This is a genomic window from Burkholderia sp. Bp9015, assembly GCF_003853505.1.
In the GTDB taxonomy this organism is placed as follows: Bacteria; Pseudomonadota; Gammaproteobacteria; order Burkholderiales; family Burkholderiaceae; genus Burkholderia.
In genome coordinates this window covers 178839-191446 of the sequence record NZ_QTPZ01000007.1, presented here as the reverse complement: position 1 = coordinate 191446, position 12608 = coordinate 178839, and the positions used below count along the sequence as shown (strand labels likewise).

Here is a 12608-nt window from a genome sequence, read left to right as displayed (position 1 = left end):
GATGACGACACGTGAAGGACGCGCGCCGCTCGCGCGGCGCGTCGTGGTCTACGGCGCGGTGGGGCTGGCGGCGATCGCCGGCGTCGCGATCTGGACCGGTACGGCATCGCATCGCGGTGCCGACGCGACGCATGCGTCGGCGGATGCCGCAGCCCTCGGCGGCGTGAACGCCGCGCCGTCGCAGCCCGCATTGCCGGCGAGCGCTGGCCTGCCGCCGCCGCTCGCCGGTTCCAGTGCGCCGCGGCTGCCGCTCGACACCGGCGGCCACCTCGCGAAGTCGCGCGCGGTGCGCGATTTCTTCGACTACTGCCTGACCGCGCGGAGCGACTTGAGCGCGCCCGCGCTCGATGCGCTCGTCGTGCGCGAGATCGCCGCCCAGCTCGACGGCACGGTCGCGCAATCCGAGGCGCTCGATGTCTGGCATCGATACCGCGCGTATCTCGACGCGCTCGCGAAGCTGCCGGAGGCGGGTGCGGTCGACAAGTCCGATCTCGGCGCGCTGCAACTCGCGCTCGACCAGCGCGCGTCGATCGCGTATCGGACGCTCGGCGACTGGAGCCAGCCGTTCTTCGGCACCGAGCAGTGGCGGCAGCGCTACGATCTCGCGCGGCTGAAGATTACGCAGGACCCTGCGCTGACGGAGGCGCAAAAGGCGGAGCGGCTCGCGGCGCTCGCGCAGCAGATGCCGGCCGACGAACGCGCGGCACGGCAGAAGGCTGACCGGCAGCAAGCCACGATCGACCAGATCGCGCAATTACGGAAGAGCGGGGCGACACCCGATGCGATGCGCGCGCAACTGACGCAGACACTCGGCCCGGAAGCCGCCGCGCGCGTCGCGCAGATGCAGCAGGAGGACGCGTCGTGGCAGAGCCGCTACGCCGACTATGCGGCGCAGCGTGCGCAGATCGGCGCGGCCGGATTGTCGCCGCAGGATCGCGACGCGCAGATCGCCGCGCTGCGGCAGCGCATGTTCACGAAGCCCGGCGAAGCGCTGCGCGCGGCGTCGCTCGACCGCGGCGCGGCTGCCGCGCAGTAATGCGCGCAATCGCGCACGCGCTCATGCCGCGCGCGTGAAGCGCCGCGGCAGATGCTGTTCGATGGTGGCCGCGAGCGTGTCGAACGCGGGGCCGATGCGTTCGTGCGCGACGCATGCGTAGCCGAGCAGCAGCCCGCGCCGCGCGGTGTCCAGGCTGCTGTAGTAGCTGGTCAGCGGGCGTACGATCACGCCCGCGTCGAATGCGCTTTGCGTGACCGCGCGATCGTCGCACGTGTCGGGCAGGCCGAGCACCAGATGGAGTCCCGCCTCGTCGCCCATCACGGGCAGCGCGTCGCCGAAGCGCGCATGGATCGCATCGATCAGCAACTGCCGGCGCTCGCCGTACAGCGTGCGCATCCGCCTGACGTGCGAAGTCAGGTGCCCGTCCATGATGAACTCGGCCAGCACGGCCTGCTGCATCAGCTGGCCCTCGCGATACAGCTCCGACAGCCCGGTGCGGAACGTGTCGACCAGATGCTCCGGCACGACCATGTAGCCCATCCGCAGGCCCGGGAACAGCATCTTGCCGAGGCTGCCGACGTAGATCACGCGGCCGCCGTCGTCGAGCCCCTGCAGCGACGCGAGCGGGCGGCTGCCATAGCGGAATTCGCTGTCGTAGTCGTCCTCGATGATCCAGCAGCGGTGCTGGCGTGCGTACTCGAGCAGCATCCGGCGGCGCGCGAGGCTCATCACCATCCCGAGCGGATACTGATGCGACGGCGTGACGAGCACGAGCCGCGGCGGATGCTGCATGTCGCCCGCGCTCGGATCGAGGCCTTCCTGGTCGACCGGCACCGGCGTGAGCGCGAGGCCGGTCGCCTGCAGCACGCTGCGCACGCCCCAGTAGCACGGCTCCTCGACCCACGCGCGATCGCCGATATCGGACAGCAGCCGCACCGCGAGGTCGATCGACTGGTGGATGCCGGTCGTGATGATCACCTGGTCCGGCGTGCATTTGACCGAGCGCGCGACGCGCAGGTAGTCGGCGAGCGCGCGGCGCAGCGGCCGGTAGCCGCCGCCCGGCGCATAGGTCAGCAATTCGGGATTCGCTTCCTTCCACAGGCGCGCCTGCAGGCGGCTCCAGGTGCGGCTCGGGAATTCCGACACGTCCGGCACGCCCGGCATGAACGCGCCCCACTGGCGCCGCGACACGCCCGCGTGCTCGATCAGCTGCCGGCCGCGCATCGACAGGCCGCCTTGTGCGTCCTGCTGCAGCGCCGCATCGGCATCGGACGGCGGCGGTGCGGCGGTGCCCGGCACGCGGATCGCGGCCGCGTCCGGCCGCGTGTCGGCCACGTAGGTTCCGCTGCCGGTCGTCGTCAGCACATAGCCTTCGGCCGTCAGCTGGTCGTACACGTGCAGCACGGTATTGCGCGCGATCGACAGGTCTGCCGCGAGCGTGCGCGAACTCGGCAGCTTTGTGCCTGGCCCTAATTCCCCGGTGAGAATGGCCTGCTGCATCAGTTGCAGCAGTTGCCGGTACATCGGCTCGGACGAGCCGCGGTCGAGACGGGCCGAGAGCCAGTCGCCCAGGATCACGGTATCCAAAGTGGTCCTACTAGGAATATTGAAATGGTTCCCTAGTATAGAACCGTGCGCGCCGTATAGTGGCTCGCATCTCAAAAACGTTTGTCGCGCAGCAAGGGGACAGCCACGATGAAGTCCGATGATGTGATCGTCAGCTTTCGCGGCGTGCGGAAGACCTACGACGGCGAGACGCTGGTCGTCAAATCGCTCGACCTCGATATCCACCGAGGGGAATTCCTGACGCTGCTCGGGCCGTCCGGCTCGGGCAAGACCACCTGCCTGATGATGCTGGCGGGCTTCGAGTTCCCGACGGGCGGCGAGATCCGCCTCGACGGGGAACTGCTGAATACCGTGCCGCCGCACAAGCGCAACATCGGCATGGTGTTCCAGAACTACGCGCTGTTTCCGCACCTGACGGTCGAGCAGAACGTCGCGTATCCGCTGACGGTGCGCAAGCTCGCGGCCGCCGAGCGCGCGGAGCGCGTCGCGCATGCGCTGAAGATGGTGCAGATGGAGCGTTTCGCGAAGCGCTATCCGGCGCAGTTGTCGGGCGGCCAGCAGCAGCGCATCGCGCTCGCGCGTGCCCTCGTGTTCGAGCCGAAGCTGGTGCTGATGGACGAGCCGCTCGGCGCGCTCGACAAGCAGTTGCGCGAACACATGCAGTACGAACTGAAGGCGCTGCACGAGAAGCTCGGCGTGACCTTCGTGTACGTGACGCACGACCAGGGCGAGGCGCTGACGATGTCCGATCGCGTCGCCGTGTTCGACAAGGGCATCGTGCAGCAGCTCGATACCGTCGACCGCCTGTACGAATCGCCGTGCAACGAATTCGTCGCGAACTTCATCGGCGACAGCAACCGGCTGCGCGGCACCATCGCGCGCGTCGACGGCGAATTCTGCGAATTCCGGCTGGACGACGGCACGCAGCTCGTCGGGCGCCGCATCGGCGACGCGGCCGAAGGCGCGCCGGCCGTCGCGTGCATCCGCCCCGAACGCATGAGCCTCGCGAACGGGCACATGAACGGCAGCACCGCCAACCGCGTCACCGGCGAGGCGCGCAGCCTCATCTATTTCGGCGATCACGTGCGCATGCGCTGCGCGCTGCCGGGCCAGGACGAATGCTTCGTGAAGGTGCCGCTCGGCACGGGCGCGCTCGACGCGTTCTCGCCCGGCGCGCCGGTATCGCTCGCATTCGCGCCCGAGCACCTGCGCGTGTTCGCCTGACACAGGGTTTTCCCGCTTTATCGCTGCACGTCGTCAACAACAACTGCCCACTTCCACCACGAGAGGAGAGGAACCATCATGAACGGAGCAAGCACTACCGCGCGTCGCACCGCGCTCGCACTGGCGCTCGCCGTCGTCGGCGCATCGGCCACGGCGGCCGAACTCACGGTCGTCAACTTCGGCGGCGCGAACGGCGACGCACAGAAGGCCGCATTCAACCAGCCGTTCGAGAAGGCGACCGGCAACAAGGTCACGGCCGTCGAGTACAACGGCGAGCAGGCGAAAGTGAAGGCGATGGTCGAGGCGAAGCACGTCAACTGGGACGTGGTCGAAGTCGAGTCGGGCGACCTGAACCGCGGCTGCGACGAAGGGCTGTACGAGAAGCTCGACTGGTCGAAGATCGCGAAGAAGTCCGACCTGATTCCGGAATCGCCGCAGGTGTGCGGCGTCGGTTTCTTCGTGTGGTCGACCGCGCTGTCGTACAACGCCGACAAGCTGAAGACCGCGCCGACCGGCTGGGCCGATTTCTGGAACGTGAAGAAATTCCCCGGCAAACGCGGGATGCGCAAGGGCGCGCGCTACAACCTCGAGTTCGCGCTGATGGCCGACGGCGTCTCGACGAAGGACGTATACAAGGTGCTCGGCACGAAGGCCGGCCAGGATCGCGCGTTCAAGAAGCTCGACGAACTGAAGCCGTACATCCAGTGGTGGGAAGCGGGCGCGCAGCCGCCGCAGTTCCTCGTGGCCGGCGACGTCGTGATGTCGACCGCGTACAACGGCCGCATCGACGCCGCGCAGAAGGAAGGCAAGAACCTGAAGGTCGTGTGGAACGGCAGCATCTACGACCTCGACTACTGGGCGATTCCGAAGGGCTCCCCGAACAAGGCGCTGGCCGAACAGTACATCGCGTACACGCTGACGCCGAAGCCGCAGCAAGAGTATGCGCATCACATCGCGTACGGCCCCGCGAACGTCGCGGCGATCAAGTCGCTCGACGCGAAGACGCTCGCGAACCTGCCGAACTCGCCGGCCAACGGCAAGAACGCGGTGCTGGAGGACATCGGCTTCTGGACCGACCACAGCGACGAGCTCGAGCAGCGCTTCGCCGCGTGGGCGACGAAGTAACCGCTACTCAGGTGTCCTGATGCAACCTGCCGCGCGGCGCGTCGAACGCGTCGCGCGGCATTCCGCCGGATCGAGCCCGGCCGGAGAGAACCGTTGAACACGATGACGATCGCTCCTTCCTCGCCGTCGACAGCCGCGCTCAAGCGCGAGCTGAAGGCCGCCGAGGCCCGCAAGCGCACGATGGCGTTGCTGCTGATCGCGCCGCTCGCGATCTTCCTGCTGCTCATCTTCGTCGTGCCGATCGGCACGCTGCTCACGCGCGCGGTGCAGAACCCGGAGATCGCGACCGCGCTGCCGAACACGGTGGCCGCGCTGTCGGGCTGGGACCGCAAGACACCGCCGGCCGATGCCGCGTATGCCGCACTGGCGGCCGACATGACGAAGGTCGCCGACAGCGAGGCGATGGGCGCGCTCGCGCGGCGCCTGAACACCGAGATTCCCGGCTACCGCTCGCTCGTCGCGAAGACGGCGCGCGCGATGCCGCTGAAGGGCGAGGAGGGCGCGGGCACCGCGGCGCTGACACCCGCGCAGACCCGCGCGAAGCTGATCGACCTCGATTCGCGCTGGGGCGAACCCGCGTACTGGCAGGCGATCGCGAAGAACGGCAGCCAGGTGTCGCCGTTCTACCTGCTCGCCGCGCTCGACCACAAGCAGGACGGCTTCGGCCAGATCGTGCGGGCCGATCCCGACCAGTCGATCTATCTGGCGATCTTCGGCCGCACGTTCGTGATCGGCGTCGCGGTCACGCTGTTCGCGCTGCTGCTCGGTTATCCGCTCGCGTACTGGATCTCGACGCTGTCCGAGCGCCGCGCGAACCTCGTGATGATCCTCGTGCTGATTCCATTCTGGACCTCGGTGCTGGTGCGCGTCGCCGCATGGATCGTGCTGCTGCAGAGCGAGGGGCTGATCAACACCGCGCTGATCGGCGCCGGGCTGATCTCGCATCCGCTGACGCTGCTGTTCAATCGCGTCGGCGTGTACATCTCGATGACGCACATCCTGCTGCCGTTCATGATCCTGCCGCTGTACAGCGTGATGAAGTCGATCCCGCCGACCTACCAGCGCGCGGCCGTGTCGCTCGGCAGCCATCCGTTCGCCGCGTTCTGGCGCGTGTACGTGCCGCAGACCTATCCGGGCGTCGGCGCGGGCGCGCTGCTCGTGTTCATCCTCGCGATCGGCTACTACATCACGCCCGCGCTGCTCGGCGGGCCGAACGACCAGATGGTCAGCTACTACGTCGCGTACTTCACCAACGTGACGATCAACTGGGGCATGGCGTGCGCGCTCGGCGGGCTGCTGCTCGCGGCGACGCTGGTGCTGTATGCGGTGTACGGGCGCTTCACGCGCACCAACGTGAGCCTCGGCTGAGCGCCGGGGACAGGAAAACGGGAAGGGGAAGCCGACCATGAAACTCGCCAGGCCGCTGTTCGCGCCGCACATGTCGTTCGCCGAGCGCGCGTGGTACGTCGCATTGCGCGTGCTCGTCGTGCTGACGCTGCTGTACCTGATCCTGCCGGTGCTCGCGATCGTGCCGCTGTCGTTTTCGTCGAGCACGTTCCTCGTCTATCCGATTCCGGGCTTCTCGACGCGCTGGTACGAGAACCTGATCGCATCCGACGAGTGGCGGATGGCCGCGAAGAACAGCTTCATCGTCGCGCCGTCGGCGACCGTCGTCGCGACCGTGCTCGGCACGCTCGCCGCGATCGGCCTCACGAAGGCGGACTTCCGCGGCAAGGGGCTGCTGATGGCCGTGCTGCTGTCGCCGATGATCGTGCCGGTCGTCGTGGTCGGCGTCGGCATGTACCTGTTCTTCGCGCCGCTCGGGCTCGCGAACACCTACACCGGCCTGATCGCCGCGCACGCGGCGCTCGGCGTGCCGTTCGTCGTGACGACCGTGGCCGCGACGCTGCAGGGCTTCAACCAGAACCTGGTGCGCGCGAGCCTGTCGCTCGGCGCGAACCCCGTCACGACGTTCTTCCGCGTGACGCTGCCGGTGATCGCGCCGGGCGTGATGTCGGGCGCGCTGTTCGCGTTCGCGACGTCGTTCGACGAAGTCGTCGTCACGCTGTTCCTCGCGGGCGCGGACCAGACGACGCTGCCGCGCCAGATGTTCACCGGCATTCGCGAGAACATCAGCCCGACGATCGCCGCGCTCGCGACGATCCTGATCATCTTCTCGACGAGCCTGCTGCTCGCGCTCGAATGGCTGCGCGGCCGCAACGCGCGGCGCGCGGTGTCGTAACGGCGGCCGGATGCGTGACGTTGAGCCGGCTGCCGGGCCGGCGATCGTTGCGTTCTCGACGAAGCCGCGCACCTGATCCGGCGCGGCGAAGCTTTCGTTTCGCTGACTGACGAAGCGGTTGCCTGCACGTTCGATGCGGCTCTGCAACAATACGGCTCGTGGTGCCGCGCGTTCCGTTGCCGTCGCACGCACGGAGCGCCCGTTGCCGCGCCGCTCAATCCGCGACGCCGCGCGTCGCTCGTCAGTCAGCCGAGCCTCATCTTGTCCGAATTCGCATCCCCCGCCGGCACCCGGGAGCCGGCCGTCAACTGGCGCGCGATGTCCGCCGTGCTGCTGGCCGTCGCGCTCGCGACGCTCGACACCGCGATCGCGAACACCGCGCTGCCTGCGATCGCCGCCGACCTGCACGCGTCGCCGGCCGCGTCGGTGTGGATCATCAACGCGTACCAGCTCGCGATGGTCGCGACGCTGCTGCCGTTCGCGTCGCTCGGCGACATCGTCGGCCACAAGCGCGTGTATGTCGGCGGCCTCGCGGTGTTCACGCTCGCGTCGCTCGGCTGCTCCCTCGCCGCGACGCTGCCGCAGTTGACGGCGGCGCGGATCGTGCAGGGCTTCGGCGCGAGCGCGATCATGAGCGTGAACGTCGCGCTGATCCGCAACCTGTTTCCCGCGCACCGGCTCGGGCGCGGCGTCGGCTTCAACGCGCTCGTCGTCGGCGTGTCGTTCGCGGTGGGGCCGACGATCGCGTCGCTGATCCTGTCGCTGGCCGCGTGGCCGTGGCTGTTCGCGGTGAACGTGCCGCTCGGCGTGCTCGCGCTTGCCGTGGCGATTCCGTCGCTGCCGCAGACGGCGCGGGGCAAGCACGCGTTCGATCCGCTCGCCGCGCTGTTCAACGTGATCACGTTCGCGTCGCTGATCTTCGCGCTCGGCGAATTCGCGCAGCGCGGGCCGCTGTCCGTCGTGTTCGCGGCCGCCGCGGTCGCGCTCGCGTTCGGCTGGCTGCTGATCCGCCGCCAGGCCGGGCACCCGGCGCCGATGCTCCCGGTCGACCTGTTTCGCCGACCCGTGTTCACGCTGTCCGCGCTGACGGCCGTGTGCGCGTTTGCCGCGCAGGGGCTCGCGTTCGTGTCGCTGCCGTTCTACTTCGAAACCGTCCTGCATCGCGACGCGGTCGAGACCGGGTTCCTGATGACGCCGTGGTCGGCGATCGTCGCGCTCGCCGCGCCGATCGCGGGCCGCTTGTCCGACCGTTATCCGCCCGGATTGCTCGGTGCGATCGGGCTCGCGCTGCTGAGCGCGGGGATGGTGTCGCTCGCCGCGTTGCCGGCAGCGCCGAGCGTCGTCGACATCGGCTGGCGGATGATGCTGTGCGGCGCGGGCTTCGGCTTCTTCCAGTCGCCGAACCTGAAGGCGCTGATGTCGAGCGCGCCGCCCGAGCGCAGCGGCGGTGCGAGCGGGATCATCGCGACCGCGCGGCTGATCGGGCAGACGACCGGCGCGGCGCTCGTCGCGCTGTCGTTCGGGATCGCGGGGCGTCACGGGCCGACGCTCGCGCTGATGCTCGGGGCGGGTTTTGCCGCGGCGGCGAGCGTGGCGAGCGGGCTGCGGCTCTTCGCGCCATCGCACCGGGCCGGCGCGCCGGTCGCCTCGGTCGCGACGACAGCGACGACAGCGACGAACGAGCGGGCGACGGAGTAGGGCTCCGCGCCCGCCCGCTGCCCGTATCTTTCCCGGCCGGTGCGCGGCGAACGACCGCCGCGCGCCGGCCGTCGCGTCGGGCTCAGAAGCCGCCCGTCTGGATCAGCTTGTTGAGGTTCGCGATGTTCAGGCTGCCGAAGCCGGTCGTCAGATCCCAGCCGGTGCCTGCTCTGTAGCCATACCCCTGATAGCCGTTGTTCCCTGACACGACGTCATAGCGCACGAGCGACGGATTCGACGGGATGTCCGCATAGAACTTCGCAGCCGGGAAACCGATACCCGTGCCGTTCGCCGCGAGCAGACGCGCCCAGAAGCCGGTGAAGATCGGCGCAGCGAGGCTCGTGCCGCCGATCTGCTGCAACTGGCCGTAGTTGTAGATGTACGCGCCGGTGCTTTGTGCGGCATCGAACGATACGTCGGGCAACTGACGATTGCTGCCCGATTGCCACGCCGGCGCCGGCAGCACCGTGCTGACGCCGCCGCCCGTCGCCCACAGCTTGCCGTTGCCGTCGAGGCCTTCGTTCCACACCGTTTCGTTCGAGAACGCACCCGCCGACGTGGTGTACAGCGTCGTGCCGCCGATCGCGAGCACGTGCGGCGACGCGGCCGGCCACGACACCGTGTAGTTCGCGCCGTCCGGATAGCCGCGGTTGTTGCACTCGTACACGCCTTCGTCGCCCGACGACACCGAGAACGTCTGACCCTGCGCGGCAGCCGTCGTGAAGATCTGCTCTTCGGCGTCGATCGTGCCGTCCGCGTTCGCGTCGGTCTCGCACCAGCCGAGCGACACGTTGATCACCTTCGCGGTGTTGTCCGACACCGCGCGGTTGAACGCCTGCGTGAGCCCCGTGTTGCCGGCGGCGTTCAGGTCCGCCATGTAGAACACGAGCTTGCCGACCTGACCGCCGGCCGAGCCGATGATCGACTGGCTGTCGAGATCCCATTCGCCCTGGCCGTCCTGGTCGTCGCTGTAGCTGCCGGTCGTGCCGGTGCCGTTGGTCTTCACGGTCTGGGTCGCGACCGTGCCGTAGCCGTTGCTCGACGTGAACTGCTTCAGGTCCTGCAGCGTCTGCGATACGCCGCCGATCGTGATGATGCCGACGCTCACGCCGGCCGCGGTCGGCACGCCGGTCGCGTTGTAGAGGCCCGGGAATTCCTTCGGATAGTGGCCGGTGGCCGTGCCGGCCGCGAGCGCCTGCGGCTTCGCGACGTTGCCGATGCGCAGCATCGGCCGTGCGCGCGCGACGTTCTGCAGCCCGAGCACCGAGCCGACGACGTCGCCGAGCGCGCGCGGCACCTGCGCGGTCGACGCGTTCGCGAAGCCCGAGCGGCCCGCGTACTCGAAGTGCACGAGCGACGTGTTGAACGCGGTCTTCACCGTGCCGGCCGTGCCGCGCGCGGACACCAGCAGCCGGTTCGGCGCGACCTCGATGTTCACGAAGCCGCTCTTGCGCAGATAGTCGACGACCGATTTCACTTGCGCGTCGGTCGGCGCGTAGCTGGCGAGGAACTGTTCGTGCGTCAGGTACTGGCGGTAATGCGCGTTGCCGGGCCGGTTCACGTCGTGCGCGAGCTGCTTGAGCTGCGCCGCGTTGCGCAGCTTCAGGCTGACGACGATGTCGGCCGTTTCGCCGGCCGCGAGTTCGAGCGACGGTGCGGCGCTGCGCGCCATCAATTGCGGGCCGGTCAGAAAGGCCTTCGTGTGGGTGTCGACCCAATCCGTCGCCGCATGTGCCGCGCCGGCGGCGAGCACGAGCGGCCACGCGCACGCGAGGCGGCGCGGCGACGGAAGGGGAAGGGCAAACCAGGCGTTCCTTTTCATCGGGAGTCCTTTTTAGGAGAGACGACGTTGCTGGAAGCCCCGGCCCTTGTGGGGCCGTGAGCGGTGACGAGCGTAGGGCGTCGGTGCCGTTCAGGTAGCTGCCAGTTTCCATAGCTGTCAGTTCTGACATCGGCGTGCTCGCGTGCCGGCGATGCGTCGTTCATGCATGCGGCAGCGGCCCGCGGCAAAGGGAACCGGTTCGCCACGCGACCGCGCATCGGTCGCTGGCGTTTGCGCGCACGACTCGTTCGTTTCGGCAGTGGATTGCGCGCGATTGCAGAGCGAAGGACCGTGTGTGAGCGGCGCTTTCGATCGCGCGTGAACGCATTGCGCGTTGCAATATGTGGTCAGGCGTTGCCGCGCGGCCGGCGCGACGACGTACGAATGCGCGAATGCATAAAAACGGAACCCGTCGATCGCGCGCGTTTCCCGAACTGTGGAACGACGTAGTGGCGAGTCTTGCAGCGTGCTTTCGGTTGGAGCGTCCGGCGAGCAGATTAGAAGAAACGCTCGAATCGGACGGTGGCGCTGCCTCGACGCGCGCGTGATGTTCTTCGCAAGCCGATTCGCCGCCATTCCGTCCGTTCCGGCGAACGGCCCCGCTGCAGGATCGCCTGATGCTTCCTGCGAAATCGCTCCTTGACGTGCGTCGATCCGGGGATATTCTTGAATCCATAACTATCGGGTTATGAATCAAGCCATGCAAAACGTTCCCGACATGCTGTTCAGGACGCTCGCCGATCCGACCCGCCGCGCGCTCTTCGAGCGGCTGTGCGAGGAGGGCGAGCTGACGGTTGCCGCGCTGACGGCGCACGCAGGCGTGACGCAGCCGGCGGTATCGAAGCATCTAGGAGTACTGAAGCAGGCCGGGCTCGTGAGCGACCGTCACGAAGGCCGGCAGACGCACTACAGCGCACAGCCGCAAGCGCTGACTCCGTTGATCGACTGGACCAGCCAGATGGCAGGCTTCTGGCAGAACCGGTTCGACGCGCTCGAAGATCTGCTCAAGAGGATGGATCAGTCATGAACCAGGCCACCACTGAAACACGCACCGTCGTCGTCGAACGGGAACTGTCGCATCCGCCGGAGAAGGTCTGGCGTGCGCTCACGCAACCGCATCTGATCGAGGCATGGCTGATGCAGAGCGATTTCGAGCCCGTCGCGGGCCGCGCGTTCAGCTTCCGCGCGGACTGGGGTTCGGTCGACTGCACGTTGCTGACGATCGAGCCGCAGCGCGTGCTGTCCTACACGTGGGCCGCGTACGGCCTGGAAAGCGTCGTCACCTGGACGCTCACGCCGACGCCGGTCGGCACGCTGTTGCGGATGGAGCAGGCCGGTTTCCGCGCGGATCAGGAGCAGGCGTACCGTGGTGCGCAGCACGGGTGGGCGCGGTTCTTCGAGTCGCTCGAACAGGTGCTGGCCCGTCCTGACGAAGGCACGGAGGCCCGCTCATGAGCGCGGCATCGGACCCGAGCCCGTCGGAACGCATCGACGCGCTGATCGCCGGTATTGCCGACTGGCGCGGCAAGACGTTCGCCGATCTCCGCCAGACAATCCTCGACGCCGAAGCGGACATCGTCGAGGAATGGAAATGGATGGGCAGCCCCGTATGGTCGTGCGACGGGATGATCGCGGTCGCGAACGCGCACAAGGGCAAGGTGAAGCTCACGTTCATGCATGGCGCGCACCTGTCCGATCCCGATGGGCTGTTCAATGCGGGCCTTGAAGGCAATGCGCGGCGTGCGATCGATTTCCTCGAAGGCGACAAGCTCGACAAACGGGCGCTGAAGCGTCTCGTTCGCGCGGCGATCGACTACAACCGCGCGCACCTGAAGAAGAACGCGCGGCCGGCCGCAGGCGGCAGGACACGCGCCGACAAGGCCGCATGACGCGGCGGCGCGCCGGCACACCGCCGCGCAGGCAAAAAAAAGGTT

Annotated in this window: 11 protein-coding genes; 9 read left to right on the top strand and 2 right to left on the bottom strand. The window is 68.2% G+C overall.

Going from position 1 to position 12608, the window contains the following annotated elements; all coding sequences use genetic code 11:
- Position 1 precedes the first annotated feature (1 nt).
- The gene (locus DIE12_RS10670) at positions 2–1036 is read left to right on the top strand and encodes a lipase secretion chaperone (protein ID WP_124521929.1); all 1035 of its coding nucleotides are present in this window, start codon (positions 2–4) and stop codon (positions 1034–1036) included.
- A gap of 21 nt (positions 1037–1057) precedes the next feature.
- On the opposite strand, the gene DIE12_RS10665 is transcribed toward DIE12_RS10670, so the two are convergent.
- Positions 1058–2584 (bottom strand): PLP-dependent aminotransferase family protein, encoded by a 1527-nt coding sequence (locus DIE12_RS10665; RefSeq protein ID WP_124521927.1) that lies wholly within the window; start codon positions 2582–2584, stop codon positions 1058–1060.
- Between the two features lie 108 nt (positions 2585–2692).
- On the opposite strand from DIE12_RS10665, the gene DIE12_RS10660 reads away from it, so the two are divergent.
- The 5 genes from DIE12_RS10660 to DIE12_RS10640 all read left to right on the top strand — a co-directional run bounded on the left by DIE12_RS10660 (position 2693) and on the right by DIE12_RS10640 (position 8852).
- Positions 2693–3787, top strand: a complete 1095-nt coding sequence (locus DIE12_RS10660; protein WP_044845303.1) for an ABC transporter ATP-binding protein — start codon at positions 2693–2695, stop codon at positions 3785–3787.
- A gap of 78 nt (positions 3788–3865) precedes the next feature.
- Positions 3866–4912 (top strand): ABC transporter substrate-binding protein, encoded by a 1047-nt coding sequence (locus DIE12_RS10655; protein ID WP_044845304.1) that lies wholly within the window; start codon positions 3866–3868, stop codon positions 4910–4912.
- A gap of 93 nt (positions 4913–5005) precedes the next feature.
- On the top strand, positions 5006–6280 hold the full coding sequence (locus DIE12_RS10650; RefSeq protein ID WP_044845305.1) for an ABC transporter permease: 1275 nt from the start codon (positions 5006–5008) through the stop codon (positions 6278–6280).
- 37 nt (positions 6281–6317) lie between these two features.
- Positions 6318–7154, top strand: coding sequence for an ABC transporter permease (locus tag DIE12_RS10645; protein WP_044845306.1), 837 nt, complete (start codon positions 6318–6320; stop codon positions 7152–7154).
- A gap of 261 nt (positions 7155–7415) precedes the next feature.
- Entirely contained in the window at positions 7416–8852 is a 1437-nt protein-coding gene (locus DIE12_RS10640; RefSeq protein WP_124521925.1) for an MFS transporter, read from the top strand.
- 82 nt (positions 8853–8934) lie between these two features.
- On the opposite strand, the gene DIE12_RS10635 is transcribed toward DIE12_RS10640, so the two are convergent.
- Positions 8935–10674 (bottom strand): protease pro-enzyme activation domain-containing protein, encoded by a 1740-nt coding sequence (locus DIE12_RS10635; protein ID WP_124521923.1) that lies wholly within the window; start codon positions 10672–10674, stop codon positions 8935–8937.
- 700 nt (positions 10675–11374) lie between these two features.
- On the opposite strand from DIE12_RS10635, the gene DIE12_RS10625 reads away from it, so the two are divergent.
- From DIE12_RS10625 to DIE12_RS10615, 3 genes are read left to right on the top strand one after another with little or no spacing between them, the layout of a single operon-like run.
- Positions 11375–11701 (top strand): helix-turn-helix transcriptional regulator, encoded by a 327-nt coding sequence (locus DIE12_RS10625; protein WP_044845308.1) that lies wholly within the window; start codon positions 11375–11377, stop codon positions 11699–11701.
- Complete coding sequence (locus tag DIE12_RS10620; RefSeq protein WP_124486404.1) at positions 11698–12129, top strand: SRPBCC domain-containing protein; 432 nt, start codon at positions 11698–11700, stop codon at positions 12127–12129. Before DIE12_RS10625 ends, DIE12_RS10620 begins: the two co-directional genes overlap by 4 nt.
- Positions 12126–12563: a DUF1801 domain-containing protein gene (locus DIE12_RS10615; protein WP_124486403.1), complete on the top strand. Its 438-nt coding sequence runs from the start codon at positions 12126–12128 to the stop codon at positions 12561–12563. Before DIE12_RS10620 ends, DIE12_RS10615 begins: the two co-directional genes overlap by 4 nt.
- Positions 12564–12608: the final 45 nt, after the last annotated feature.

Coding starts and splice junctions, on each gene's coding strand:
- DIE12_RS10670 (WP_124521929.1), top strand. CDS start 2: ATGACGACACGTGAAGGACGCGCGCCGCTCGCGCGGCGCGTCGTGGTC.
- DIE12_RS10660 (WP_044845303.1), top strand. CDS start 2,693: ATGAAGTCCGATGATGTGATCGTCAGCTTTCGCGGCGTGCGGAAGACC.
- DIE12_RS10655 (WP_044845304.1), top strand. CDS start 3,866: ATGAACGGAGCAAGCACTACCGCGCGTCGCACCGCGCTCGCACTGGCG.
- DIE12_RS10645 (WP_044845306.1), top strand. CDS start 6,318: ATGAAACTCGCCAGGCCGCTGTTCGCGCCGCACATGTCGTTCGCCGAG.
- DIE12_RS10635 (WP_124521923.1), bottom strand. CDS start 10,674: ATGAAAAGGAACGCCTGGTTTGCCCTTCCCCTTCCGTCGCCGCGCCGC.
- DIE12_RS10625 (WP_044845308.1), top strand. CDS start 11,375: ATGCAAAACGTTCCCGACATGCTGTTCAGGACGCTCGCCGATCCGACC.
- DIE12_RS10620 (WP_124486404.1), top strand. CDS start 11,698: ATGAACCAGGCCACCACTGAAACACGCACCGTCGTCGTCGAACGGGAA.
- DIE12_RS10615 (WP_124486403.1), top strand. CDS start 12,126: ATGAGCGCGGCATCGGACCCGAGCCCGTCGGAACGCATCGACGCGCTG.